Consider the following 26,987-nt stretch of genomic DNA (forward strand, 5'->3'; position numbering starts at 1 on the left):
TTAAAAAAATAAAAACTGAGAACTATTAAAAACCAACGGCTTTATCATCGCCTCTAAAGTCAGCTCCTCCTTCTAATTTATTGTTAGGTAAAACTAAAATAGCATCTACTTTTCCGATAATAGGAGTTGGTTTTTCGTTGATAATATAACTTTTAGCTTTAAGACTATCAATGGTTTTGGTTTCAAAAGTATTTGGTTCGAAAGTAATTAAATCTGGCAGCCACTGATGATGAAAACGAGGAGCATTAACTGCTTGCTGCATGCTTAAATTATATTCGTAAACGTTTAAAATAGTCTGTAAAACTGAAGTTATAATAGTTGAACCTCCTGGTGTTCCAACGACCATAAAAAGTTTTCCGTTTTTTTCTACAATTGTTGGCGTCATAGAACTTAGCATTCGTTTTTGTGGGGCAATGCTGTTGGCTTCATTTCCAACCAAACCAAACATATTTGGAGAACCAGGTTTAGCGCTAAAATCATCCATTTCATTGTTTAAAAAGAAACCAAGTTCATCACAATAATACTTAGAACCATAACCATCATTCAGCGTTGTCGTAGCTGCAATAGCATTCCCGAATTGATCGACAATTGAGTAATGTGTAGTTTCTGTACTTTCGGCATAATTTACTTTTCCTTCTTTTATTTCGCTAGACAAAGTCGCTTTTTCCGGATTAAAACTAGCCATTCTTTCACGAAGGTAATTTTCGTCTAATAGTTCTTTCATCGGAATTTTGACAAAATCTGGATCGCCTAAAAAATAACTTCTATCAGCATAAGCTCTTCTTTCTGCTTCCACAATTACCTGAATGGCTTCTGCAGAATTATGCCCCATTTTTGCTAAATCATAAGGTTCAAGCATTTTTAAGATTTGAGCCAGACAGATTCCGCCGCTGCTTGGTGGAGCCATTGAAGTGATTTTTAAATCTTTATAAGTAAACTGTAAAGGTGTTCTCCATTTAGCTTCGTATTTCGCTAAATCCTGCATCGTGATGATACCGCCTTTTTCTTTTAGATAACTAACTAGGATTTTTGCCGTTTCGCCTTTATAAAATTCGTTTCTTCCTTTTTTCTGAATCCTTTTTAAAGTTTTTGCAAGTGCCGTATATTTTATAGTGTCGTTTTCTTTGTAAACTTTTGATGCTGGAGAATTCTCACCGTTTATTTTTACAATGCTTTCATGATAATCCTTTAAGCTTTTCTCTTGTTTTTTGGTCACTATAACCCCTCTTTCTGCTAAAGCAATTACAGGCTCAAGGATTTTAGAAATAGGCATTGTGCCATATTTTTTATGAACAGCAAAAACGCCGGCAATTGTTCCTGGAACGCCAATAGCAAGTGCTGTCTGAGTGCTTTTTCCTTTTATAACATTTCCTTCGCTGTCCAAAAACATATCTTTTGTCGCAGCTAGTGGAGCTTTTTCGCGATAATCCAAAGAACCAACTTCGCCATTTGCTTTTCTATACACCATAAATCCGCCACCGCCTATATTTCCAGCAAACGGAAAAGCAACTGCAAGAGCTAATTCGGTCCCGACCATGGCATCAAAAGCATTTCCTCCATTTTTCATAATATCAGAACCAATTTTAGAGGCTTCTTCGCGAGCAGAAACCACCATTGCTTTTGTAACAACTAATCCGGTAGGGTTCGGAGCTGACTGTTGTGCATTACTGCTGCTTATATATAAAAGGGCGATTAAAATCGTAATTTTTTTCATGTGTATTAAAATTAAATTCACTTAAAGAGAAAGTAGTTTTTCTTTGGCTTTTGTTCTCATTTCTTCAAAGAAAAGTGTAAATTCTTCTTCAAACTCATCATAAAACTCAGTAAGTTCTTCAACAGCAAACTGCATTTGAGAAATGTTTTTAGATCTTCTGTCCATTTGTGTTAAAATGTTCTGGATTCCTTCAGTGGTCCGATAACTCAAAAGCCAGTTCCTTTCAATCATATACGGCATTAAACCTTGTGTTTTTTCGGTTAAAATATCATAATTATCGTGTAACGAATGATAAAAACGTTTAACAAAAAGCTCTAATTCTTCATCAGAATATTGTGTCCAGTTTTTGGCTAAGAAATGATCGTAAACGATATCTACAATAACTCCCGCATAATGATGATATCGCTCGTGAAGGCGTTTAGTGCTTTTTCTAAAGATATCATGAGAATCGGTATAAGTGTCAATGAATCGATGCAGTAAAATTCCTTTTTGTACATCTTCAGGAAAATGCTCAAACTGTTTACCGCGAATTCCATCCGCCATAAAATTCCCGATTTTAATTAAATCATTGTCTCCAGAAAGATATATATGGGCTAAGAAATTCATTTTTTGTAAGTTTCTAAGAATCGAATTTTCTACGATTCTAAGTTATTTTAGTAAATGTATAAAAACTTTTTTAAATCATTTTGTTATAAAAATAACGAGATGCAAGTAGTTTCCTATAGGTTAAATTTAAAACCTTAGAAACTTAGCACCTTAGTAACTCGCTAACTTTTTTATATAAAGTTGCTAAGGTCCTAAGATACTAAGTTACTAAGTTACTAAGTTTTTTGTATGAGTGCTATTTGTAGGGCTTGTACGATTTAGTTTATTACTCTTTCATATAGGTGCGATAGTGATATATGCTGAATATCTAGTTATTTCAGTATTTTTTTTGTGGCTTTTTCGCAATGATTGGAGAAACTTAGAATCTTAGCAACTTAGTATCTCAGCAACTTTTTTATATTTGTAAAAAAATAACCCTAACTCACAAAAATGACTCTAATAAAATCTATTTCTGGAATCCGCGGAACGATCGGAGGAAAAGTAGGAGACAATTTAACTCCTGTTGATGCTGTAAAATTTGCATCGGCATACGGAACTTTCTTAAAAAATAATATTGCTAAAGATAAATTGACAGTTGTAATTGGCCGCGATGCAAGAATCTCTGGACCAATGATTCATAATTTGGTAGTGAATACTTTAATTGGTTTAGGAATCGATGTAATTGATCTTGGACTTTCTACAACGCCAACTGTTGAAGTGGCTGTTCCGTTGGAAAAAGCTGACGGAGGAATTATCCTAACAGCATCTCACAATCCAAAACAATGGAATGCTTTAAAATTATTAAATGCTAAAGGTGAATTTTTAAGCGGAGCTGACGGAGCTAAAATTCTTGAAATTGCTGAAGCCGAAGCTTTTGATTTTTCTGATGTGGATAGTTTAGGCGAAGTTATTTCTAATGACGCTTACATGGATATTCATATCGATGAAGTTTTAAACTTGCCATTGGTGGATATCGAAGCTGTTAAAGAAGCTAAATTTAAAGTGGTGGTTGATGGTGTAAATTCTTCTGGAGGAATTATTATTCCGAAACTTCTAAAATTAATGGGAGTTGAAGTAGTAGAATTGTACTGCGAACCAAACGGACACTTTCCTCATAACCCAGAACCTTTAAAAGAGCATTTAACTGATATTTCTGAATTGGTTGTAAAAGAAAAAGCTGATTTTGGAATTGTAGTAGATCCAGATGTAGATCGTTTAGCTTTTATCAGCGAAGACGGTGAAATGTTTGGCGAAGAATATACTTTGGTTGCCTGCGCAGATTACGTTTTGAGCAAAACTCCTGGAAATACAGTTTCTAATATGTCATCTTCTCGTGCTTTAAGAGATGTTACTAAAGCGCATGGCGGAAGCTACGAAGCAAGTGCAGTAGGAGAGGTGAATGTGGTAGAATTAATGAAGAAGAATAATGCAATAATCGGTGGTGAAGGAAACGGTGGAATTATCTATCCTGAGTTGCACTACGGACGTGATAGTTTGGTTGGAGTTGCTTTATTCTTAACGCATTTAGCAAACAAAAAAATGTCCGTTTCTGCTTTGAGAGCTTCTTATCCAGAATACTATATGAGCAAGAATAAAATTGAATTGACCCCGCAAATCGATGTTGATGCAATTTTAACTCAAATGACGGAGAAATATAAAAATGAAGATATTTCGACAATTGACGGTGTAAAAATTGATTTTGCTACAGAATGGGTTCATTTAAGAAAATCAAACACAGAACCAATTATTCGTATTTATACTGAAGCGCCTTCTCAAGATGCTGCAGATAAATTAGCACTTCGAATTATTGATGAAATTAAAGTAATTGCTGGAATCTAAGATTTCAGTTTTTAAAATAATAAAAGCCTCTTTGGAAATTTCTAAAGAGGCTTTTTCTATTTTGGATTATTCAATGCGGTGTTTCCATCTTTTGTGCGTCCACAAATAAAATTCTGGAGCTTCTAGAATCTGTTTTTCTACTTCTTTAAGATACATTTCAGTGATTTTAAAGTTTTCAAATTCTTTCGGATTATCAGCAAGAGGAATAAAAGTAGCCTCATAATAGCCTCTTCTAACTTTTTTAACCTCTACAAAAAGTACTGCCAAATCATATTTTTTGGCTAATGTTTCGGCACCCGTATGCACAGGAACTTCAACACCCATAAATTTCATCGAATGAAAAATCCTTTCCATCTTTGGCGATTGATCGCTCGCTAAACCATAAAGGCTTAAAATGCCCTCACGCTGGTTTTTGGCCATTGTTGGAATTGCTTTTCGGGTTTCAATCATCTCGGTGTTGTATTTTGAACGGATTTTTCGAATTAATCTGTCAAAATAAGGATTAGCCAGCCTTTTGTAAACTGCAACTCCTTGAAAACCAAGTTTAGGATTAATGGTTAAAAGCCACTCATAACTTGCATAATGCGAAGCCACAAGAATCACGCTTTTTCCTCTTTTAGCATAATCAAGTACAAGATCAATGTTTGTTACATGAAATCTTCTTTCCATTTCTTCAGGAGACATGCTCATGGTTTTTACCATTTCTAGAAACAGGTCACACATATGTTTGTAGAATTTTTTTTCAATCACTTTTCTTTCCGCATCATTTAAATGAGGTAAAGTCAGCGCCAAGTTTTCACGCACTACTTTTTTACGATATCCGATTACTCTGTAAATTAAAAAACAGACAAAATCTGAGAATAAGTAAAATACCGGAAAAGGAAGTATAGAGATAAGCCAAAGCAAAGGGTAGGCTAAAATATAAACAAGAAACTGCATGTAAATTTTTTTTGACAAAGATAAATTAAAAATGATTAGCGACTGCTATTTTGCATTCTTGCTAACTTATCTTTAAGAATGATTATATTTACAATTCTGAATTCACAATACTTATTACTTATGAATATTATTTTAATAGCGATTATCGTTGCGAACGTTGTTATTAGTTACAAAGGCTTTAATGATCTTTATTTTTTTAGAAAATACGAATTTCACGTAGGGAGCATTCGTTCTGGAGAGCAAATTAGAATGCTTTCTTCTGGTTTTCTGCACGTAGATATGATGCATTTGATTTTTAATATGCTGACTTTGTATTTTTTTGCTCCTGTAGTTTTAGGCTGGCTTGGTAATTTTTCTTTTCTTCTGGTTTATTTTGGAAGTTTAATTTTCGGAAGTCTTCTTACCATGTTATTTCATAAGAATGATTATAGTTATAGAGCCGTTGGTGCGTCTGGAGCTGTAACCGGAGTTTTGTACTCGGCAATATTACTTCAACCTGACATGATGCTTGGAATATTTTTTGTCATTCCGATGCCGGCTTATATTTTCGGAATTTTATATTTATTATATTCGATTTACGGAATGAAAGCCAAAAATGATAATATAGGGCATACAGCACACTTTGGAGGTGCTATAGGTGGGTATTTGATTACTTTAATCAAAATGCCTTCTTTATTTACAGACCATACAATGATGGTTATTCTGCTTGCGATTCCGATTTTGATACTTTTTGGAATGGCAAAATTGGGAAAACTCTAAGCTTGGCACAACTTTTGGAATGCTCTTGTCAAACATTAAAATTTAACAAAAATGAAAAAACTAGTATTATTTTTAACAATCATGTTTATGACTATGTCTTACGGCCAAGAAATCAAACAAATACCTCTAATTAATGTTAATGGAGAAGGAAAAGTAAAAGTAGCACCTGATCAGGTTTGTATTTCAGCTTCGGTTGAAACAAAAGGGAATAATGCTAAGGACGTTAAAAAACAAAATGACGAAAAGATGGATGCTGTTTTAAAATTCATCAAAAAAATGAATATCCCAACAGCAGATTTCAAAACAAAACAAGTAGCTCTTAATCCGCAGTACGATTATGAGAAAAAGAAAACTTCTTACAATGCTACACAAACTGTAGAAATCGTAGTAAAAGATTTGGCTAAGTATGATGAGTTAATGGAAGGTCTGGTTCAACAAGGAATAAACAGAATTGACAGAGTTTCTTTTGAATCATCTAAACTAGCGCAATACGAATCTGAAGCTAGAAAATTAGCGATGAAAGATGCTAAAGTAAAAGCTGAAGAGTACGTTTCTGTTTTAGGACAAAAAGTAGGTAAAGCGTTTACAATCTCTGACAACTCTCAAATTTACCGTCCACAGCCAATGTACGCTGCTATGAGAATGAAAGAAGCAGACTCAATGGGAGGAGCTTCAAACGAAACTTTAGCAATTGGCGAAATCGAAATTACAGCAAATGTTAGTGTAAGTTTTGTGTTAGACTAAACATTTATAAAATACCAATATTGAAAAATCCAAATTCCAATTCAAACTGGGATTTGGATTTTTTTGTTTTATGAAATAGCTTATTCTATCATTATTAAGACTTTTAAGGTGGCATTTGATGGTTTTTTCATTATAATTTTATTGAATTGTTTTTCTGCAAACGAACTCTTAAATCAAAATTCTAATATGAAAAAATCAATTTTATTATTCCTTTTTATTGTAATGCTTTTTTCCTGTCAGCATAGAACTGAAATAATAAAGAAAAGATCTGAAATTGCAAAAGATACTGTTCTAAGGAAAGAACTTAAAGTAGGTACAATTGCAGATAAATATTTAGATACTACTAAAACAAAAAAAGATAAACCTGAAAAAATAGTTAGCGATGAGGGTGAAGTAATTTTGTTGCCAAATAATCGTTATGCAGTGGTTATTTTAGATTATTATGAGAATGAAAAAGAGGAAGATCCTGAAAAGAAGTGGGTTGTTTTTCCTGTTAAAGTCAAAGTCTACGATCGAAAGACAAAGAAACAATTACCAGAAATAAAATTTGACGGTTATTTTGGAGAAGAACATGATGATAATTTTGATGGTACTATTAATTATGGAGATTTTAATTTTGATGGAAAAATGGACGTCGCAATTCGGACAGGCACACCATACTATCGATATTTCTATAAATGGAATTTTTATTTAGCTACTTCTAAAGGGTATAAGTTTAGCAAATCTTTTTCTAAAATAATGGATGATGCAATTGCATATTTGAAGCTAGATGCCAAGAATAAAAGGATATTTGCATATAGAGAAGCTGATTATTATAACTGTGCAGAGTATAAAATTAAAAATAACAAAGCTGAATTGATAAAAGTAACTAGCACTTCTCATAATCCTTCGCCTTTTACTGGACATTCAGAAAGCATTTGGAATGGCAAAGAAATGGTTATGACTAAAAATTATAAAACACTATACAATGATTTAAAGGAAGTCGAAAAAAAAAGCATTTTGTCTTTTGATGTTAATCATAAAATAAAGAAAATCCTCCTTTTTATTGATAATAGTATAAGCGAAACTCTGTGTTATGCAGAAGTTAAAAATGATAGTATTGTAGATTTCGGTGCTTCGGGTATTAAGGTTTATTATAGTACAAAAGAAAATACATTAGCTTTTACAGTCGAAAATAAGCAATTTAAAATATATCAAAGTGTAAACAAAATAGATGTTGAGATGACTGAAAATGGTAAAACAACTAAATTAAGTGGAGATATTAAAAGTAAAAAAGGAAGTTTATCAAATCTAAATAGTAAAAAATGGGAAAATGAATCTTGGTATAGGTATTATGTAGTAATCGAAAATAAAAAATAGGATTTGTTTCTGGTTTTATCAAAAAAGCGGAGATAAAAAAGATAGTATGGTCGATTTTTTGTTATGCAGATGATCTTGATTGTAATAAAAAAGTATTGATTGTTTTTAGTTTTTTTGAAATGTAGATTGATAAATTTATCAAATTTCAAATTCCAATTCAAACTTGGAATTTGGAGTTTCAATATTGGGATTTAAACAACCTTTAGCGGAAGCGTAAATCTAAACGTACTTCCCTTTCCTTGTTCGCTTTCTACTGAGATTTCTCCTTCATGAATATTTACAAACTCTTTGCAAAGCAATAATCCAAGTCCGCTTCCGAGTTCGTTTTCTGTGCCTTTCTGTAGCACTTTTCCGTTAATTTTAAATAACTTTTCTTTGATGTAATCAGGAACTCCGATTCCGTTATCTGTAATAGAGATTTCTGCTTTCTGATTTGTCTTGGTCAGTTTTAGCTTTATTTCTCCATTCTTGTCTGTAAATTTAATGGCATTGCTCAGCAGATTACGCAAAATGGTGCTAATCATATTTTTGTCTACTTCTGCTTCAACCAGAAAAGCCGATTCAAAAGTGATGTTTATATTTTTATTTAAAGCTGCATTTCTGCTTAGCTCGATATTCTCTTCAATTAAAGCATTTAGCAGTATATTTTTAGGATGAAAAGTAATCATTCCGGTTTGGACCTTAGACCATTCTAAAAGATTTTCAAGAAGTTTGTAGATGTTTTTATTTGAGTCATGAAGCAATTCTGATATTTCTTTAATTTCTTCACGGCTGTACTGTTCTATATTTTCCAGCAAAATTTCAGAAAGAGAAACCGATGATCCTAAAGGGCCTCTTAAATCATGAGAAATAATAGAGAAAAACTGATTTTTGTCATTCAAAAGCTTTTTGATTTTATTATCCTGCCTTTCTTTAACTAAAAGCAAAAAACCTACAATTCCAATTAAGGTCAGAAGGAAGAGGCAAATGCTGTAAAAGCTATCAAAAGTATCGTTAGAAATAATAAGTTCTTGAGGATGTAAATATCTGTGAACTATTCGTATTGCAATTAGAATTTCAAATCCTGAATAACACAAAACATAAAAAGTCTTGAAAAAGCTTTTTTCCTTTTCTATAAAATAAATAATGGTAGGCAATAAATAGATGGCGAAAACACCAATGCCGCCAATGATAACACGAGTATTCATTGAAGCATAAAAAAGTGTTGAAATATTAAAAAGCAATATTGCTATTGCTGTAATGGCTATCTGAATTTGAAACTGTCTTTTTGCATGAGCTTTAATAAGCGATAACATGGCAAGGGTTTCAAAGCAGCAGGCACCAAAAATCATGGAATTAGCAATATTAATAGAAGCAAAGTCTGGAATAATATTTCGTAAGAGAGCCAATATCCAAGCAAGAGTCAGTATTAATTTACCTAATCCAAACCATTTTAATATTTTTTTGTTATCACTATTGGCATAAGAAAACGAAAAACTAAAAATGAGGAGGCAGGTAAAAAAATTACCCCAGAAATAAAGCAGAAAAATGGTTTTTGGATCTACTGGTAAAAGCTCAAACATTAATAGGATTTTGATTTTTGGAAATCGATTTTACAAATATACAAATAAACTAAACATTTAGACCTTCAACGGCTGTTCTAGCGCTATGTTCCTGTATATTTAACAATTAGTTTTCTTTAGAATTGTTGCTGTTTTTTTAAATTTACATAAAGTTAAATTATTCAAAAAAGGGAATAATTAAAAGAAAGAATTAAATTACATATTGAATGATTTCTTAGATTTGTAAAAAGTACCACAAAACTCTTTGTTATGCCATTAATTGAACATTCAGAATATGATTCTCCTTCGATTATTCATCGCAATAGGCATATTTCTACCATTTATGCCGCCTTGATTAAAAAGTTTGAAGTGCCTGAATACACAAGAGAAAAGCATGAATTGAATGACGGAGATTTTATCAATATCGATTACATTTTAAATGACTCAAAAAAAGCAGTTATTTTATGTCACGGATTAGAAGGCGACTCACGCAGAACGTATAATAACAGTTGTGCGGCCTATTTTCTGCAGAAAGATTTCTCAGTTTTTGCTTGGAACAATCGTACTTGCGGTGGAGAGATGAATCGTCTTCCGAGATTGTATCATCACGGAGCGGTTGATGATCTTGATGAAGTGGTGCGTTTTGCATTGAGAAAAGGAATAGAAGATATTTATTTGATAGGATATTCGATGGGTGGGGTTCAGCTTCTTAATTATTTGGGCTGGACAAAAATCGATCAACGCATAAAAGCAGCGGTTTCAATTTCGGTGCCAACGCATATTGCTACAAGTGCAGAAGTGCTTAAACAAGGTTTTAATAGAGTGTATTTAAAGAATTTCACAATAGATATTAAAAAGAAACTGAAATACAAAGCAGCTCAATTTCCTGATTTTATCAACCGTGATCAAATCGATAATATTTCTACTTTTGACGAAGTCGATCAGTATTTTACGGCACCGCTTCATGGTTTTGCGAGTCGTGACGATTATTACGAACGCGTTTCTCCAGAGTTTTCACTTAAAAACATTACAACTCCAGTTTTAATTATTAATTCTCTAGATGATCCATTTTTGGGAGAAAGATGTTACCCAAGAACGATTGCCAAAGACAGTGCATATGTATATTTAGAAACGCCTAAGTATGGCGGTCACTGCGCTTTTCCGCTTCGTGATTCTGAATATTCTTATGCTGAGAAAAGAGCTTTTAAGTTTTTTGAATCTTTCAAATCGAACAATACTTTCTTTTAGAGGATAAATTTATTCATCGCCCGAATTCTCAATTTCAGAAGGCGCTTTTTTTCTAATGCTGGTACTCAGATAAAAAAACAAACGAATCGTATGATTCATGTCGTACTGATAACCGTTGTATTTTTGCTGATACACATTCATATAGCCAAAATCGTAACTCCACTTAGGATTGATATTTTTTTTGATTCCGATAAAAAAGCGGTTTTGATCAAAAGTATTGTAAACAACTTCTTCTCCAAAATGCAGTAAAATCTCATCTGAAAGCACCATTTGAGGCCACGATTTTTTATCAGAAATTCGGAAAGTAAAACTCATCAGATAACGAATTCTATTAGTAAAACGCCAATCGCCGCTAGGTTTATCGTTAACGATTTTTTCCTGCCAGCGCTGTTCATTTCGCAAACGCTGCAAAATGCTTACATTTCCAAATTTTGTGTTTAATTGTGCCTGCTGATAAATTCTGTTTTCATCTGAAAAAGTACTCCAATCAGGATTGGAAGGGGCAAGCCACATGTGTGCATATCCTAGATTAAGAGAAATATTTGAATTTGGAATATAGCTAATTCCTCCTCTTATAAAATAAAAACTCGGGTCGGAAACAAAATCATTTCGTCTGATATGAAAGTCACCAATCATACCCCAATGATCGGCAAATTTGGTGACAGTGTTTATAGATACCCAAGTCTGAAGCTGCTGGTTAATTTCTTTTTCCTGTCCTTGCCCAAATGCATTTATAGAAAGCAAGAAAATCAGGATTCCGATAAAATTGGTTTTCATAAAAAGCATGATAGAAATTAATAAAAAGTAAATTTCTTTTAAAATTGGTGATAAATAATCAATTAATAGAGTAAAGGTATTCTTTTTTAACGAGAAATTATATCGTATATTTAAGTTTTAATTTGTTTTATATCAGGTTTTTATGTGTTTTAAATCAAGGAATCAAATATGTTAAACAAAATTTTTAATCATTTGATTAAAAATTTTGTTTAACATATTTATAAAAAACTTAAATTTGCCTTTAAAAATATTAAATATGAGTGCTTCAGCATCTGAGAAAAAAGATTCTACTACAGAAGAAAAGATAAAAATAGCAGCCAAAACAGTTTTCTATAAAAAAGGCTTCTCAGCAACTCGAACTAGAGATATTGCAGAGGAAGCAGGTTTGAATCTTGCTTTACTTAATTATTATTTCAGAAGTAAGGCTAAACTCTTCGAAATTATAATGGCAGAAACTTTTTCTGGTTTTATAGGAAGTATGAAAGTGATTTTGGATGATGAAAAAACTTCTTTGGAACAAAAAGTAATAACTATTGCCGAGCGATACATTGATTTTATCACTGTAGAACCAGAAATTCCAACTTTTATTTTAACTGAAATCCGTAATAATCCAGAAGAACTTTTAAAAAGACTGCCGGTTAAAGAAATCGTAAATGATTCTGTTTTTATTAAGCAATTTCAAGAAGCTGTTCAGAATAAAGAAATAACGGAGCCTAATCCGTTGCATTTTTTGATGAATCTGTTGGGATTGGTCGTTTTTCCATTTATAGTCAAACCCATTATTATGGGAAGCAGAAATCTAGAAACAGAACAGTTTCATGCGCTAATGCAAGAGCGCAAAAAAAAGATTCCGATCTGGATTAATATGATGTTTAAAGCCTAATACTAACTAGAAGTTAATTTATACTGTAATGAGAAGGAAATTATACTTTAAATATATTGGAATTTTGTCCTTTATAACAGCTCAAGCACAGACCTTGACAATTGACCAAAGTTATCAGTTGGCTGTTGAGAATTATCCTTTAATAAAACAATATGAACTCATTGAAAAAAGTAAAGAATATACTTTGAGTAATGCTAATAAGGCTTATCTGCCTCAAATAAGTCTAACCGCAATTGAAGGATATGTTTTTGGAGATTTTCCGACTTTGGGAAGCTCAGGAAACGACAGCAAATTTAAATTTATTGGTCTTGGACAAGTCAATCAGACTATTTGGGATGGAGGCGCAACCAAAACGCAAAAAAAGATTATTGAGGCATCTTCAAACACAGATAGAGCTTCTGTAGAAGTCTCGCTTTACGATTTACGTTCTCGAGTAAATCAACTTTATTTCGGCGTATTGCTTATTGACGAGCAATTGAAACAGCTTCAAATTCAAAATGCCATTATTGCCAATAATATTGATAAGGTTAAAAAACTTCACGAGAATGGTTTGGCATACAAAACGGATGTTGATGAAATGAAAGCCGAACAGCTCAATCTCAGTAGGCAGAAAAAAGATTTTGAATATACTAAGGCAGGCTATCAAACGATGCTTTCTTATTTGATTGGGAAAAATATCAATCAGGAAAAATTTGGGAAACCTTTTAATTCGTCAAGTCTCGACACCATTATCAAGCGTCCGGAACAATTGCTTTTTGCCAGTCAGCGAAATCTAGTAAATGCACAATCCGAAATGCAGAAAGTAAGTCTTATGCCTAAAGTTGGATTACTGGGCGCAGGCGTAGTTTTGGCACCTGGAATTAATTTGGGAACCAATAAAATTTCTACCGTTGGAGTTGCTGGAGTTAGTGTTGGATGGGATATAAAAGGACTATACAAAAATTCAAACGAAAAACAGCTGACGCAGCAGAATTTGAAAAAAATAGAAGTTCAGGAAGAAACATTTTTATTTAATACCAGATTTCAGATGAATCAAAAAACAGCTGATATTGAACGACAGAAAGCGATTTTGAAAGACGATGATGAAATTGTAAAACTTCGTCAGACTATTCGCGAAGGATATCAGCTGAAATATGACACTGGCGCTGGTCCGTTGATAGATTTATTGAATGCGACAGAAAAAGAAGGAAACGCGCGAGCAGAAAAAGCCTTGCACGAAATTCAATTGCTTTTGGCAGAATACGAGTATCAAACAATCAAAGGAAATTAATACTATACACTATGAAAAAGATAAAGCTTTTATATTTTCTTATTCCAGCAATTTTCATGTTTTCATGCAATAATAAAGAAAATGATTTTGATGCTTCGGGCTCTTTTGAAGCTGTTGAAACCATTCTGTCAGCAGAAGCAAACGGTCAGATTTTACAGTTGAATGTAGAAGAAGGCCAGCAATTAGAGGCAGGACAAAAAGTTGGTTTTATAGATAGTACGCAGCTTTCTATAAATAAAATGCAATTGCGCCAGAATGAAAAAGCAATTCTGAGCGGAAGACCGCAAATACAGATACAGACTGAAAGTTTAAAAAGACAGCTCGATAATGCCATTTTAGACCGCAACAGAACTGAAAAATTGGTAAAAGGCGGAGTAGCTTCTCAAAAGCAATTGGATGATATAAATTCTAAAGTAGCCGCTTTACAAGCGCAGATAAAGGCTCAGAAGAGTTCGCTGGAAACCACTACTGAAAACTTGAATCAACAAGGAAATACGGTTGGAGTTCAGTTAAAAGGAATTGAAGATCAATTAAGTAAAAGTGTTATTGTAAACCCAATAAAAGGAACTGTTTTGGCAAAATATGCGGAACAATATGAAATGGCTGTAATTGGAAAACCGCTTTATAAAATTGCCAATCTAGAAACACTTGATTTGAGAGCATATATTACGGGAACACAATTGCCTCAAATTAAAATTGGGCAACAGGTTAAAGTGCGTATAGATGAGGGTGAGAAGAAATACAAAGAATATCAAGGTGCAATTGCATGGATTTCAAATAAATCTGAGTTTTCTCCAAAAACAATTCCGACTAAAGACGAACGAGCTAATTTAGTCTATGCTATAAAAGTAAGAGTAAAAAACGATGGCTATCTGAAAATTGGAATGTACGGAGAAGTGCTTTGGTCCAAATAAAACAATAGTTTATGCCTGCAGTTACATTAAAAAATATTATTAAAAAATATGGTGATTTTGTCGCTGTAGATGAAGTGTCTTTTGAGGTGCAGAAAGGGGAACTTTTTGGATTAATTGGCCCAGATGGCGCTGGAAAAACTTCGATTTTTAGAATCTTAACAACATTACTTTTGGCGGAAGGAGGCACGGCAACTGTTGAAGGGCATGATGTCGTAAAAGAGTATGAGGAAATTAGAAATAAAGTAGGCTACATGCCTGGAAAATTCTCATTGTATCAAGATTTGACAGTAAAAGAAAATCTCGAGTTTTTTGCCACTATTTTTGGGACTACAATTGAAGAAAATTATGAACTGATTAAAGATATTTACGATCAGATAAAACCTTTTAATGACAGACGTGCTGGAAAACTCTCGGGAGGAATGAAACAAAAACTGGCTTTATGCTGTGCGCTAATTCATAAACCTGAGATTTTATTTTTGGACGAACCTACAACAGGTGTAGATGTGGTTTCGCGCAGTGAATTTTGGGATATGCTGGCAAAACTTAAAAAGCAAAATATCACAATTGTAGTTTCGACTCCTTACATGGACGAAGCAAAATTATGCGATCGAATTGCGCTTATCCAAAACGGAAAAATAATGACGGTCGATGAACCGCAGCAAATAATAAACAGTTTCCCGAAACCGCTTTTTGCAGTAAAAGCAAAGAATATTTACAAGCTTTTGCAAAATCTTAGAGACGAAAAAGAAGTTGAGAATTGCGATGCCTTTGGAGAATTTCTTCATCTTACATTGACTTCAGAGTTTATAGATGAAGAGAAAGTTAAAGCTATCGCTCAAAAATACAATCCCGAAGGCTTGGAAGTAAAAAGGATAGAACCAACTATTGAAGACAGTTTTATTCGTCTAATGCGAGAACAGAACAATTCTAGAGAACCAAAAGAAATGCTAGATGGAAAATAAAGCTATAATTTGTAAAGATCTAACCAAACAATTTGGCGATTTCAAAGCAGTTGATAAAATTAGCTTTGAAGTGAGCGAAGGCGAGATTTTTGGTTTTTTAGGAGCCAACGGAGCTGGAAAGACAACTGCGATGCGAATCCTCTGCGGACTTTCTTTTCCTACTTCGGGAGAAGCCAGAGTGGCGGGTTTTGATGTGTATAGACAGCAGGAAAAAATCAAGAAAAATATTGGTTATATGAGTCAGAAGTTTTCGCTGTATGATAATCTGACTATTTTGGAAAATATTGAGTTTTTTGCTGGCGTTTATGGAGTTTCAAGGCCTGAAATTAAAGAAAGAAGCAAGGATCTGATTTTGACTTTAGGTTTAGAAAAAGAAGCCAAAAAATTGGTTGGCGGATTGCCTTTAGGATGGAAACAAAAACTAGCTTTTTCTGTGGCGGTATTTCATCGCCCGAAAATTGTTTTTCTAGATGAACCTACAGGCGGTGTTGACCCAATAACCCGACGACAGTTTTGGGAAATGATTTATCAAGCGGCAGCAGATGGAATTACAGTTTTTGTTACTACACATTATATGGACGAAGCTGAATATTGTGATAGAATCAGTATTATGGTCGATGGGCATGTTGCAGCAATAGATTCTCCATCAGCATTAAAAAAACGCTTCAATGCCGTTTCTATGGATGAGGTTTTTTATGAACTGGCACGAAATGCCAAAAGAACATCAGATTAGTATGAAAAGATTACTGGCTTTTATTCGAAAAGAGTTTTATCATGTTTTCAGAGATCGGAGAACTTTGCTGATTCTCTTTGGACTTCCTGTTGTACAAATTGTTCTTTTTGGTTTTGCCTTGAGCAGCGAAGTAAAGAATATCGGAATTGCCATTCAAGATAATTCACACGATATTCATACCGAAAAAATGATACAAAAGATACAGTCCAGTTCTTATTTTCATGTTGAGAATCCGATTTTGAATTACAATGATGTTGAGAACAGATTTAAAGACGGAAGCATAAAATGTGCAGTCATTTTTCAGTCCAATTTTGCTTCTGATATTCAACGTCTCGGAGGGGCAAAAATTCAAGTAATTGCAGATGCATCAGATCCTAATACAGCAACAATTGTGACCAATTATTTAAATGCCATTATTAGAGATTATCAGCAGGAATTAAATCCGTCTGCGAAGTTAAATTATCAAATAATTCCAGAATTAAGGCAGCTTTATAACGAAGAGCAAAACGGTTCGCTCAACTTTATTCCAGGTGTAATTGCCTTGATTTTTATGATTGTCAGCACAGCTTTGACTTCTGTTTCTGTTGTGCGCGAAAAAGAACTTGGAACTATGGAAATTTTGCTTGTATCACCTTTTAAACCCATTATGGTTTTAATCGCAAAAGCAATTCCGTTTTTAGTGCTTTCTATAATCAATTTCATATTGATTATTCTTCTTTCGGTATATCTGCTTGATGTTGAGATTAAAGGAAGTTTTCTGCTTCTTTTTGCAGAAAGTATTTTGTTTATTATCACTTGTCTTTCTCTCGGTTTGCTGATTTCAAATGTTACCAATTCGCAACAGACAGCCATGCTGATATCGATGATGGGAATGATGGTGCCTACTTTGATACTGACTGGTTTTATGTTTCCGATAGAAAATATGCCTTGGATATTTCAAGCGATTTCTCATTTAATTCCCTCGCATTATTATTACATCATTGTAAAAGCTGTAATGCTCAAAGGTTTAGGCTTTTCATACATCTGGAAAGAAACTCTAATATTGGCAGTAATGACAGTTTTATTGCTTACAGTCTCTTTGAAAAAATTTAAAATCAGATTGTCATGAAAGTGCTTCGTTTTATATTGCAGAAAGAATTTCGCCAGATATTTAGAGATAAAACCATATTGGCCATGATGTTTTTTGTGCCGACAATACAGCTCATTATTTTGCCGCTTGCGGCTAATTTTGAAGTAAAAAGTGTAAACATTGTTTATGTAGATCAGGACCATAGTTCGTATTCTCAAAAATTAATCAATAAAATTGGTTCTTCGGGATACTTTCATATTGTAGGAGCTCCAGCATCGTATTTGGAAGGTATCAAGTTTATTGAAAAAGGAGATGCCGATCTAATTCTAGAAATTCCTTCTGGATTCGAAAGAAACTTAGTAAGAGAAGGCAGTCAGAAAGTAAATATCGCCGCAGATGCCATTAACGGAACCAAATCAAATATCGGAAATGCTTATTTGAATGTTGTGCTGGCAGATTTTAGTAATGACTTGGATATTCGGTTTAAATTACCGCCACAATCTGCTTCTGTTTTGCCATCCTTAATTTCTTTAAACAGCACAAATTGGTACAATCCGAGAGCAGAATATAAATACTATATGGTTCCTGGAATTCTGGTTTTATTGCTCACTTTGATTGGCGGATTTATTACGGCACTAAATATTGTAAAAGAAAAAGAAATAGGTACAATTGAACAGATTAATGTGACACCAATTCAGAAATGGCAGTTTATTTTAGGCAAACTCATTCCTTTTTGGATTGTTGGAATGATTGTATTTACAGTAGGCCTCATCGTAATGTATTTGATTTACGGAATATTTCCGCAAGGAAGTTTCTTAGTCTTATATCTTTTTGCAGGAGTCTATCTGATCGCTTTATTAGGATTGGGGCTCTTGATTTCGACATTTGCAGATACGCAATTGCAAGCCATGTTTATTGCGTATTTCTTTATGATGATTTTTATGCTCATGAGCGGTTTTTTTACCAGTACCGATAGCATGCCGAATTGGGCTAGAACCATTTCAGAATTTACGCCTGTAACACATTTTATAAAAGTGGTTCGGCTTATAGTTTTAAAAGGAAGTGGTTTAAAAGAAGTGGGAACAGAGCTTCTGTACTTGTTTATTTTTGCTGTTGTCTTGAATGCTTTGGCGATTTATAATTACAGAAAGACAAGTTAAATGAATTAGGACTTTGTTTTTATCAATAGTAAGCGCTTCCTCAATAAGAAATGTGATAGAAAAGTATTAAAAATATTTTTTTTGATTTTAATTTATGAGAAAAAGCTTAGAATTTTTGTATATATGCTTGTTCGTTAGTGTGTTATTTTTTTTCTGTTTGCGTGTTGTTACATTGGAGTACGGGAAACCGTAATTAAATCATTATTTAAAAGGCTACTTTTGCTTTTTTAAACATGGAAATAATTACATCTTATGTCCCCAAATAAGTATATTTTTTTCTTTTTATTATTCATTTCACTATCCTATTCACAGACCAAACGTGCTGCTGTTATGGTAAATGCCAGAGCGCAAAAGGATAGAGTCTTAATTCGCTGGGCTGTTAATTCTCCAATCGAATGGCAGAAAGCAAATAAAAAAGGATTTATAATTACCAGAACTGCAGTTTTAAGTGACGGTAATGTTCTGTCTCAACCAGAAAAAATCCGTTTAATTCCGAAATCATTATATTCTTGGATCGATTTTGTTCAAAAAGATAATAAGTCTGACGTAAATCTTAATGGGGATAATTTTTCTCTGTTAACACAAGTTTCTTTTTCGTGACCACAAAATGAATAGATAAATTATAAAAAGGTTGTTGATTACAATAAAATGGAAATGATATTCAATATTGAATAATACTTAAAAACAGAACATAATACCAAAATCAGACAATGAATTATCGTTGTTAAAGCGAAAAACATTTTTTAAAAACAAAAACTAAAAATTTAAACATGAAAAAAAATCTTTTAACTCTATTAGTAATATTAATTGGAGCATGCAGTTTTGCACAAAAATTAAAAATCGACAAAGGAGAAATACAACTAGACGAAAAAACAATAGGTTTTGTAGAGGGGAAAAAACCACTTTTTACCATTTTTAGCTTAGATAAAAATTATTCAATTACGGCAGAACTAAAGAAAGCCCCAAACGAAGAGTCTTTGGTATTGCCATGGATTGAGCTTAAAGATCTAGCTACAGGAAAAACTAACGAATTAGAATTTAAGAACAAAAGCAGAAAATTTAGTGCCTTCAATTATGATCGCAGTATTATCTACGAACTATTAGACAGAGGTATGATAGGAGCAGAAGGTTTAAACAAAGAAACAATTGAAAGTTTTATCAACGGCGAATCAGCAGGTATAGCTGCAAAACGTTTAGGAGTTCAAGGAGAAGTGGATAATGCAAATAAAATAGCCGATACGTACCAATTAACAATTGATGATTCAGGAACTATTTACAGCATTAAGGCACAAAATCAAAATCCAGACGATAAAAGAATTGGGTTTGTAAGAGTGACTTCGCCTTCTTCAAATGGAGATTTAAAATATGAAGTTTTAGACCTTAATAGTAACTTAATCGGAACTTGGTTTGCCAGAGGGGGAATGTTCTCAGGCTATGATAAACTTCTGAACGAACAGGTAATTACTTTTGATAAAAAAGTGCTGAAAGCAACTTTTGATAATAGAGGAAACCCTATAGGTTATAAAATGAGTAAAGACATTACAGCTATGAATATTGTTAGGGTATTAGTTGGAAATGGCTATACCTTAGGAAGTCAGGCTAAATAAAATAATGAATTAATATATAAAATGGTAAAAATGAAGGAAAGGATTTTATTAGTAGTACTGCAGTTTTTTTTAATACTAAGTAGCTGTTCAGGGCCAGAAAGTCAGCCGGGAGGAATGCCTGAAGAGAAAGGAGAAATAAAAGCAGATTACATAACAAGTTTCTTCATCAATGACTTTGTTGTTAGTGCTGATAATACACTTTATAGTATTGGGCAAACTAACGATGAAAAAGGATATTATGTAAGTTTAAAAAAGACTGATCTTGATGGTAAAGAAACCACACTTAAAAATCTTGATTTAGGAACTTATTCATTTGCCAGACTTGCTTTGGCAAATAATGGAGATCTTCTAATGGTTGCAAAAGGGAATAATGAACCACATCAGGATAAAATAATGCGTTTCGAAAATAACTTTTCGGAGTTGAACCCATTTTATACTATGAAACCAATAAGTTCTCCGTTTGCCAGTAAGATTAATCTTTTTCGTATCTGTAATAATAACGATAATACTTATTTTGTTTTTGACTTGAATGCAAGGAATATAAAACGAGTTTTACCAGAGTTAAACGGAGATGTTTTTGTTGCTGGTTCGGGTAAAGATGAAATAAAAGATGGTACAGGGCTTGATGCAAGTTTTGCTGCTGTAACAAAAATAATTAGCTTGAATAGTGTTTTGTATTTAATTGATGAAGTTTATGATCCAAGTACAGGGACTTACAAAAACTCTGCGATTAGAAAATTAGAATATATAAACAATGAGTGGAAAGTAACAACTCTAGTTTCAGCAAGAAATGGTGACCATTTTACTGATCTTACTTTTGATACAAAAAATGAATTATATGTAGTGAATGCTGGAAAAGGAATCTTTAAATTAAATCTTCAGGATAATAATCTGTCTCTTTATAAAGATGGAGATTTAAAAGTTAGAGCAGCCGGTAAAGGGGTTTACTCTTCCTTCAAATATACTGAAATGCTTAAGTTTAAAGGGAACGATATTTATTTGCTAGTTTCTGGGAACTTAATTAAAATCTCTGATTTCCAAGCAAAATTTGCAGCTGCAGAAAAATAATATAAAATAAGCACTGCAGTTTTGTAAATAATTGCAGTGCTTTAAAATGCTCTGAGCGAAAAATACTTTATTGCTTTTACTTCTTGTTATCAAGAAATTGCTGTAGCCATAGAAAATGAATTACGATTTCGTATCTCGTTAGGTAAAAACAAAAGCCCGTTTGAAAACATTCAAACGGGTTTTTGTTTTTATAATCCACTTAGGATTTTTCTTAATTAAGATTTTTTTCTTAATTTTCATAAGCTATAAATGAAGTTTCTATCTAAAACTATAGGATGCTAGATAATAAAGAAGAAAAAAAAGAGCAAAATGCAGTAAATCTGCTTCCTTGGGTAACGGCAATTGCCATGTTTATACAATCATTAGATGGTACTATTCTGAATACTTCGCTTCCTTCAATAGCTGGAGATATGGGATATTCACCAACAGAAATGCACTCCGTTATTGTGACTTATACACTTACATTGGCCATGTTTATTCCGCTTTCAGGATGGCTGGCAGATAAATTTGGCACAAGAACAATGTTTATGATTGCTGTATTTTTGTTTATTATGGGGTCTTTATTTTGTGCACTTTCTACCGATTTAAAATCCTTTAATTTGGCTCGCGTTCTGCAAGCGGTTGGAGCTTCAATGATGGTTCCAGTTGCGCGATTGGCTATTTTATATCAATATCCGAAAAGTGAACTGCTCAAAACGATGAATTTTATAACCGTATTTGGATTGTTAGGAATGGTTGCGGGTCCAAGTTTAGGAGGTTTTCTTTCTGATAATTTAAGCTGGCATTGGATATTTTTGGTGAACATCCCTATTGGTCTTATCGGAATTTCGATGGCATATCGAATAATGCCAAATTTTAAACATGCCGTTGGAAGGTTCGATTTTAGAGGTTTGATGTATTTTAGCTTGGCGCTGATTTCTATCACTTTGGTTTTAGAACTTATAGGAGACGAAAGAACTCATATGATTGTGATTTTAAGTTTATTATTTCTATCAGGACTGCTTTCGCTTTTTTATTATATCCATTATAAAAGAACTGAAAAACCTATAATTGACTTGCATCTTCTAAATATCAGAACCTTAAAAATTGGATTAATTGGCAGTTTGATCACCAGATTAGGAATAGGCGGATTGCCGTTACTATTGCCACTCATGTTGCAGACCAGTTTTGGCTATTCGGCTTCTGTGTCAGGACTATTATTACTGCCTTCTGCCTTATCAAATGTAGCTGTGAAACCATTCATGGTAAGCATTATAAAATTCTTCGGTTACAGGACAGTATTGATTAGTAACACCATTTTATTGGGAATTATATTGATTATTCTAGGTTTTGTAACGAAGGAAACGCCGCTCGGCTACTATATCTTGCTGATGATATTTTATGGAGTTTTTACTTCTGTACAAATGTCTGCAATGAATACGATAACACTTTCAGATTTAGATCAAGATACGGCTAGCGGAGGAAATACAATGCTGGTAATTATGCAGCAGCTTTCGGTAAGTTTTGGAGTTTCTGTTTCTAGTCTTGCACTTTCATTATTTCAGACAGGTATTTTTGATTTAAATACAGACAAAGCATTTAAATATACTTTTATTACATTGGCGATTTTTACTATTTTATCCAGTTATACATTTTCTAAGTTAAGCAAGACAGATGGAGAAGGGTATATGTAAATATATCAGATGAAGATTTTGTACGTTTAAAAAGTAATTTTTCGATGAAAATTGGTTGCAAATTATAATTTGAAACATCATAAAGAGATTTTGTTAGCCGCATGTTTGTAAATTAGTGCGTACCTCTAAATTTCTAATTATGAAACCTTTTATCAGCCCAAAGTTGCTTATAATTTTTGCTGTATTTTTTTTCAGCTGCAACCAATCACAGAAAACAGATTCTGTAACAGAAAAAACGGATTCGGGAGAATTAGACCGAACCACACTCCCAATTCCTGAGCCACCATTTGGGGGCAAAATCGGAGAGACTTATAAAGATTCTAAAGAAGAATGGCCAAAACTAGTTACTCCGCCACAAGGAGCGCCAAATGTTATTATCATTCTTTTAGATGATGTTGGATTTGGACAAGTGAGTACTTTCGGAGGTCCAGTTCCAACTCCAGAATTGGATAAACTAGCCGCAAATGGCTTAAAATATAACCGATTTCACACCACCGCAATCTGCGGACCTTCACGTGCTGCTTTGTTGACAGGAAGAAATCATCACAATGCAGGTTCAGGTTTCTTGGCCGAATGGGCAACAGGATATCCAAGTTATAATTGTATGATTCCTAAAACCACTGCAACATCAGGTAGAATTTTAAAAGGAAATGGATACAGTACGAGCTGGTTCGGAAAAAATCATAATACGCCAGATTGGGAAAGCAGTATTACAGGACCGTTTGACCGCTGGCCGACAGGTTTAGGTTTCGATTATTTTTACGGATTCATTGGTGGCGAAACACATCAATACTATCCAGTTCTTTTTGAAAATACGAAAGCGGTAGAACCAGATAAAACTCCAGAACAGGGTTATCATTTCATGACCGATATGACCGATCGAGCAATCAATTGGTTAGAATACAGTAAATCGGTTGCACCTCAGAAACCAGTTATGATGTATTTTGCTCCAGGAGCTGCACATGCACCGCATCATGCACCAAAAGAATGGCGTGACAAATTTAAGGGGCAGTTTGATAAAGGCTGGGATGTGGTTAGACAAGAGACCTATGAGCGCCAGTTAAAAATGGGAATTATTCCAAAAGGAACAAAATTGACTCCAAGACCTGACTGGGTTACACCTTGGGATAAACTTTCAGCAGATCAGAAAAAACTTTTTGCAAAATTGATGGAAAATTATGCAGGTTATCTTTCGTTTGCCGATCATGAAACAGGACGACTTTTAGAAGCCATAAGTAAACTTCCAGACGCCGATAATACCTTAATATTTTATATTGTTGGAGATAACGGTGCAAGTTCTGAAGGCGGAATGGACGGAACTCTTAACGAAATAAAAGCCTTAAATGGGGTTCCTACGCCGTTGGCAGACAATTTAAAACGTATTAATGATATTGGTAATCCTGATACAGAACCGCATTATCCTGTGGGTTGGGCGTGGGCAGGAAATGCTCCTTTTCAATGGGTAAAACAGGTGGCATCTCATTTTGGCGGAAGCCGAAATCCGATGGTAGTCAGCTGGCCAAAAGTCATAAAAGATAAAGGCGGCATGCGCAGTCAGTTTATTCATTTGATTGATGTACTTCCTACTGTTTTAGATGCGTCGCATTTACCAGCTCCAAAAACCGTTGACGGTGTAGAACAGAAACCTATGGATGGAGTTTCTTTCTTATCGACTTTCACTGATAAAAATGCTAAGCCAGTTAGAACCAGACAATATTTTGAGGTATTTAGTAACCGAGCAATTTATGATAATGGGTGGGTAGCAGCAACACAGCATACTTTTCCGTGGAGACAGGATTTTGCACCTGGAAATTGGGACAAAGACAAATGGGAACTTTATAATATTGATGAAGATTATAGCGAATCGGTTGATTTGGCTAAAAAAAATCCTGAAAAATTGGAGGAATTGAAAGCTCTTTTTAAAGAAGAAGCTAAAAAATATAATGTTTATCCGCTGGATGACAGAGGAACAGGCCGTTTAGTTTCTCCTAAACCTACACCTTCAGATCCTAAACGAAAACATTTTACTTTTTACGCGGGAGCTACCAGATTGGCGGAAACTGCTTCTCCCAACACAAAAAATAAGTCACATACCATTACAGCAGAAATTGAACTCAAATCAAAATCAGACAGTGGTGTAATTGTGGCTTCGGGCGGAAGTTCTGCAGGATTTGTATTGTATGTACAGAATGGAAAACTAGTTTATCATTATAATTATTTTGATGAATCACGTTTTGTAATTACCTCAAAAGAATCGTTACCAGTTGGGAAAAGCAAAGTCAGATTTGATTTTATTTATGATGGAGGTGGAACAGGAAAAGGCGGAACAGGTAAACTTTATATCAATGATAAATTAGTCGGGGAAGGGCGAATTGATAAAACGGTTGTTGCACGTTTTGGAATTGACACTTTTGGTATAGGGGAAGATTCTGGATCGCCTGTCGCAAATTCCTATAATGCTCCATTCAAGTTTACGGGAATAATAAATAAGGTTGATATTGATTTGAAGTAGAATTAAGAATTTTAGTTATAAACCCATAATTATGAAAAAATACATTGTTTTATTTGCCGTTTTGGCTTTTGTTACTGAAATAAGTGCCCAGCAGAATTATTTTAACCCAACAGTTAAGGTAAAAGATTATTTAGAACCAGCTATTCCACATCCAGATCAGGACAAAGAGATGAAGGATAAAATGAGTAAACTAAAAAAGAAACCTAATATTCTGATTATTCTTATTGATGATATGGGTTACGGTGATATCGGCGTTTATGGCGGAGGTGTAGCGATTGGTGCACCAACTCTAAATATGGATAAACTGGCTCACGAAGGTTTGCAGTTAACTTCGACTTATGCACAGCCAACTTGTACACCTAGCCGTGCGGCAATTATGACAGGTCGAATTCCGGCTAGATCAGGATTAACAAGACCAACTTTAACTGGTGAAAATCCGAAAGTGAATCCGTGGGCTTCTGAAAATACGACGGCTAAAATACTTTCTCAAAACGGTTATAAGTCGGCAATTTCAGGAAAATGGCATTTAGGCGAAAGCAAAGGAAGTCTTCCGAATGAGGTAGGTTATGATGAATGGCTTGGATTTGGGTCTGTTCAGTCAGAATATGCACAGTTTGTAAACGAATGGATTTATCCTGATTTGATTAATAAACCAGAAAGATTAGCTGCAGTTAAAAAAATGGTGGACCAAAACATTTTAACTGGTGTAAAGGGAGGAGAAAATAAGGTTGTACAGCCAATATCTAATATCGAAGAACTTTCTAAAGTAGATCAGGTTTTTGCAAACTACAGTGAAGACTTTATTCGACGTTCTGTTAAAGAGAATAAACCATTTTACTTAATTCATTCTTTTTCTAAAGTACACAATGACAACTATGTGTCTGAAGGATATAAAGGGAAAAGTCCAGCCGCGATACCATATAAAGATGCTATTGTAGAAGTAGATGACATTGTTGGCAGATTGATGAAACTTTTACAAGATTTAAAAATAGATGAAAATACATTGGTATTCCTTACTTCTGATAATGGACCAAATGAAGATGTTTGGCCAGACGGTGGTTATACACCATTTAGAGGAGGAAAAGGCACAACTTGGGAAGGAGGAGTTAGAGTTCCAGGAATCGCATACTGGAAAGGGATGATTGCTCCGGGACGCATTAGCGATGGTTTATTTGATATTTGCGATATGTTTAACACTTCTCTTTCGGCAGCCGGAGTTTTAGATAAAATTCCAGCATCTAATTATATTGATGGAGTAGATCAGTTATCGTTTTTTCTGTCAGATAAAGGAGTGTCGAATCGAAATGCAGTTTTCATGTATTCGGAAACAAAATTTATGGCGGTTCGTTGGCAGGAATACAAAGTGCATATGAATGTTTTTAATACTTCAGCAACAAGAAGAAACTTAGATCAATCGACTATTCAAAGTATCGGGATGAGTCCGTGGGTATATAATATTTACGCTGATCCAAAAGAACAATTGAGTCAGGGACACCGTTATTTTGAATGGGGAATTCCGGGCGTTATGGGACTCATTTCAGCTCATTTAGCAACGTATCAAAAATATCCAATGAAAGATATTGGTTTGAAAAAACCAGGCGCTGAATAATATTTTTTATAGAATTTACAAA

At 33.9% G+C, this 26,987-nt stretch carries 23 protein-coding genes; 18 read left to right on the top strand and 5 right to left on the bottom strand.

Going from position 1 to position 26,987, the window contains the following annotated elements; all coding sequences use genetic code 11:
* Nucleotides 1–25: 25 nt before the first annotated feature.
* Together ggt and DMA14_RS15365 are read right to left on the bottom strand one after the other, a co-directional pair.
* On the bottom strand, nucleotides 26–1,714 hold the full coding sequence (gene ggt, locus DMA14_RS15360; protein ID WP_111425485.1) for a gamma-glutamyltransferase: 1,689 nt from the start codon (nucleotides 1,712–1,714) through the stop codon (nucleotides 26–28).
* Between the two features lie 21 nt (nucleotides 1,715–1,735).
* Entirely contained in the window at nucleotides 1,736–2,320 is a 585-nt protein-coding gene (locus DMA14_RS15365; RefSeq protein WP_111425486.1) for an acyl carrier protein phosphodiesterase, read from the bottom strand.
* A 429-nt stretch (nucleotides 2,321–2,749) separates the two neighbouring features.
* On the opposite strand from DMA14_RS15365, the gene glmM reads away from it, so the two are divergent.
* Nucleotides 2,750–4,138: a phosphoglucosamine mutase gene (gene glmM / locus DMA14_RS15370; protein WP_111425487.1), complete on the top strand. Its 1,389-nt coding sequence runs from the start codon at nucleotides 2,750–2,752 to the stop codon at nucleotides 4,136–4,138.
* 66 nt (nucleotides 4,139–4,204) lie between these two features.
* On the opposite strand, the gene DMA14_RS15375 is transcribed toward glmM, so the two are convergent.
* Nucleotides 4,205–5,077: a lysophospholipid acyltransferase family protein gene (locus DMA14_RS15375; protein WP_111425488.1), complete on the bottom strand. Its 873-nt coding sequence runs from the start codon at nucleotides 5,075–5,077 to the stop codon at nucleotides 4,205–4,207.
* Nucleotides 5,078–5,197: 120 nt separating this feature from the next.
* On the opposite strand from DMA14_RS15375, the gene DMA14_RS15380 reads away from it, so the two are divergent.
* The 3 genes from DMA14_RS15380 to DMA14_RS15390 all read left to right on the top strand — a co-directional run bounded on the left by DMA14_RS15380 (nucleotide 5,198) and on the right by DMA14_RS15390 (nucleotide 7,939).
* Nucleotides 5,198–5,836 carry a rhomboid family intramembrane serine protease gene (locus DMA14_RS15380; protein WP_111425827.1) on the top strand — a complete coding sequence of 213 codons (639 nt, stop codon included), beginning with the start codon at nucleotides 5,198–5,200 and terminating at the stop codon, nucleotides 5,834–5,836.
* 51 nt (nucleotides 5,837–5,887) lie between these two features.
* On the top strand, nucleotides 5,888–6,580 hold the full coding sequence (locus DMA14_RS15385; RefSeq protein WP_111363535.1) for an SIMPL domain-containing protein: 693 nt from the start codon (nucleotides 5,888–5,890) through the stop codon (nucleotides 6,578–6,580).
* 186 nt (nucleotides 6,581–6,766) lie between these two features.
* Nucleotides 6,767–7,939, top strand: coding sequence for an XAC2610-related protein (locus tag DMA14_RS15390; RefSeq protein ID WP_157957715.1), 1,173 nt, complete (start codon nucleotides 6,767–6,769; stop codon nucleotides 7,937–7,939).
* 191 nt (nucleotides 7,940–8,130) lie between these two features.
* On the opposite strand, the gene DMA14_RS15395 is transcribed toward DMA14_RS15390, so the two are convergent.
* Nucleotides 8,131–9,501, bottom strand: coding sequence for a sensor histidine kinase (locus DMA14_RS15395; protein ID WP_111425490.1), 1,371 nt, complete (start codon nucleotides 9,499–9,501; stop codon nucleotides 8,131–8,133).
* Between the two features lie 249 nt (nucleotides 9,502–9,750).
* On the opposite strand from DMA14_RS15395, the gene DMA14_RS15400 reads away from it, so the two are divergent.
* A complete protein-coding gene (locus DMA14_RS15400) occupies nucleotides 9,751–10,728 on the top strand; it encodes a YheT family hydrolase (protein ID WP_111425491.1) in 978 nt (325 codons plus the stop codon).
* 9 nt (nucleotides 10,729–10,737) lie between these two features.
* Here DMA14_RS15400 and DMA14_RS15405 read toward each other — a convergent pair whose 3' ends face one another.
* Nucleotides 10,738–11,505, bottom strand: a complete 768-nt coding sequence (locus DMA14_RS15405) for a DUF2490 domain-containing protein (RefSeq protein WP_157957716.1) — start codon at nucleotides 11,503–11,505, stop codon at nucleotides 10,738–10,740.
* Nucleotides 11,506–11,761: 256 nt separating this feature from the next.
* Here DMA14_RS15405 and DMA14_RS15410 point away from each other — a divergent pair, with 256 nt between their 5' ends.
* The 13 genes from DMA14_RS15410 (at nucleotide 11,762) to DMA14_RS15470 (ending at nucleotide 26,965) form a co-directional block, all read left to right on the top strand.
* The gene (locus tag DMA14_RS15410) at nucleotides 11,762–12,388 is read left to right on the top strand and encodes a TetR/AcrR family transcriptional regulator (RefSeq protein ID WP_111425493.1); all 627 of its coding nucleotides are present in this window, start codon (nucleotides 11,762–11,764) and stop codon (nucleotides 12,386–12,388) included.
* A gap of 28 nt (nucleotides 12,389–12,416) precedes the next feature.
* A complete protein-coding gene (locus DMA14_RS15415) occupies nucleotides 12,417–13,658 on the top strand; it encodes a TolC family protein (protein WP_111425494.1) in 1,242 nt (413 codons plus the stop codon).
* Nucleotides 13,659–13,669: 11 nt separating this feature from the next.
* On the top strand, nucleotides 13,670–14,572 hold the full coding sequence (locus DMA14_RS15420; RefSeq protein ID WP_111425495.1) for an HlyD family secretion protein: 903 nt from the start codon (nucleotides 13,670–13,672) through the stop codon (nucleotides 14,570–14,572).
* Nucleotides 14,573–14,583: 11 nt separating this feature from the next.
* Nucleotides 14,584–15,534: an ABC transporter ATP-binding protein gene (locus tag DMA14_RS15425; RefSeq protein ID WP_111425496.1), complete on the top strand. Its 951-nt coding sequence runs from the start codon at nucleotides 14,584–14,586 to the stop codon at nucleotides 15,532–15,534.
* On the top strand, nucleotides 15,524–16,267 hold the full coding sequence (locus tag DMA14_RS15430; RefSeq protein ID WP_111425497.1) for an ABC transporter ATP-binding protein: 744 nt from the start codon (nucleotides 15,524–15,526) through the stop codon (nucleotides 16,265–16,267). The genes DMA14_RS15425 and DMA14_RS15430 overlap by 11 nt, the downstream gene beginning before the upstream one ends.
* Nucleotide 16,268: 1 nt before the next feature.
* The gene (locus DMA14_RS15435) at nucleotides 16,269–17,375 is read left to right on the top strand and encodes an ABC transporter permease (protein WP_111425828.1); all 1,107 of its coding nucleotides are present in this window, start codon (nucleotides 16,269–16,271) and stop codon (nucleotides 17,373–17,375) included.
* Complete coding sequence (locus DMA14_RS15440; RefSeq protein ID WP_111425498.1) at nucleotides 17,372–18,496, top strand: ABC transporter permease; 1,125 nt, start codon at nucleotides 17,372–17,374, stop codon at nucleotides 18,494–18,496. The genes DMA14_RS15435 and DMA14_RS15440 overlap by 4 nt, the downstream gene beginning before the upstream one ends.
* Before the next feature lie 330 nt (nucleotides 18,497–18,826).
* Nucleotides 18,827–19,096 carry a hypothetical protein gene (locus DMA14_RS15445; protein WP_157957717.1) on the top strand — a complete coding sequence of 90 codons (270 nt, stop codon included), beginning with the start codon at nucleotides 18,827–18,829 and terminating at the stop codon, nucleotides 19,094–19,096.
* A gap of 170 nt (nucleotides 19,097–19,266) precedes the next feature.
* Entirely contained in the window at nucleotides 19,267–20,103 is an 837-nt protein-coding gene (locus tag DMA14_RS15450; protein WP_111425500.1) for a hypothetical protein, read from the top strand.
* 30 nt (nucleotides 20,104–20,133) lie between these two features.
* Nucleotides 20,134–21,171, top strand: a complete 1,038-nt coding sequence (locus DMA14_RS15455) for a hypothetical protein (protein WP_157957718.1) — start codon at nucleotides 20,134–20,136, stop codon at nucleotides 21,169–21,171.
* A 275-nt stretch (nucleotides 21,172–21,446) separates the two neighbouring features.
* The gene (locus tag DMA14_RS15460) at nucleotides 21,447–22,844 is read left to right on the top strand and encodes a DHA2 family efflux MFS transporter permease subunit (protein WP_111425502.1); all 1,398 of its coding nucleotides are present in this window, start codon (nucleotides 21,447–21,449) and stop codon (nucleotides 22,842–22,844) included.
* 139 nt (nucleotides 22,845–22,983) lie between these two features.
* Nucleotides 22,984–25,356 (top strand): arylsulfatase, encoded by a 2,373-nt coding sequence (locus DMA14_RS15465; protein ID WP_111425503.1) that lies wholly within the window; start codon nucleotides 22,984–22,986, stop codon nucleotides 25,354–25,356.
* Between the two features lie 31 nt (nucleotides 25,357–25,387).
* Entirely contained in the window at nucleotides 25,388–26,965 is a 1,578-nt protein-coding gene (locus DMA14_RS15470) for an arylsulfatase (protein ID WP_111425504.1), read from the top strand.
* Nucleotides 26,966–26,987: the final 22 nt, after the last annotated feature.

Origin of the sequence: Flavobacterium sharifuzzamanii, assembly GCF_003254585.1 — a bacterium.
GTDB lineage: Bacteria > Bacteroidota > Bacteroidia > Flavobacteriales > Flavobacteriaceae > Flavobacterium > Flavobacterium sharifuzzamanii.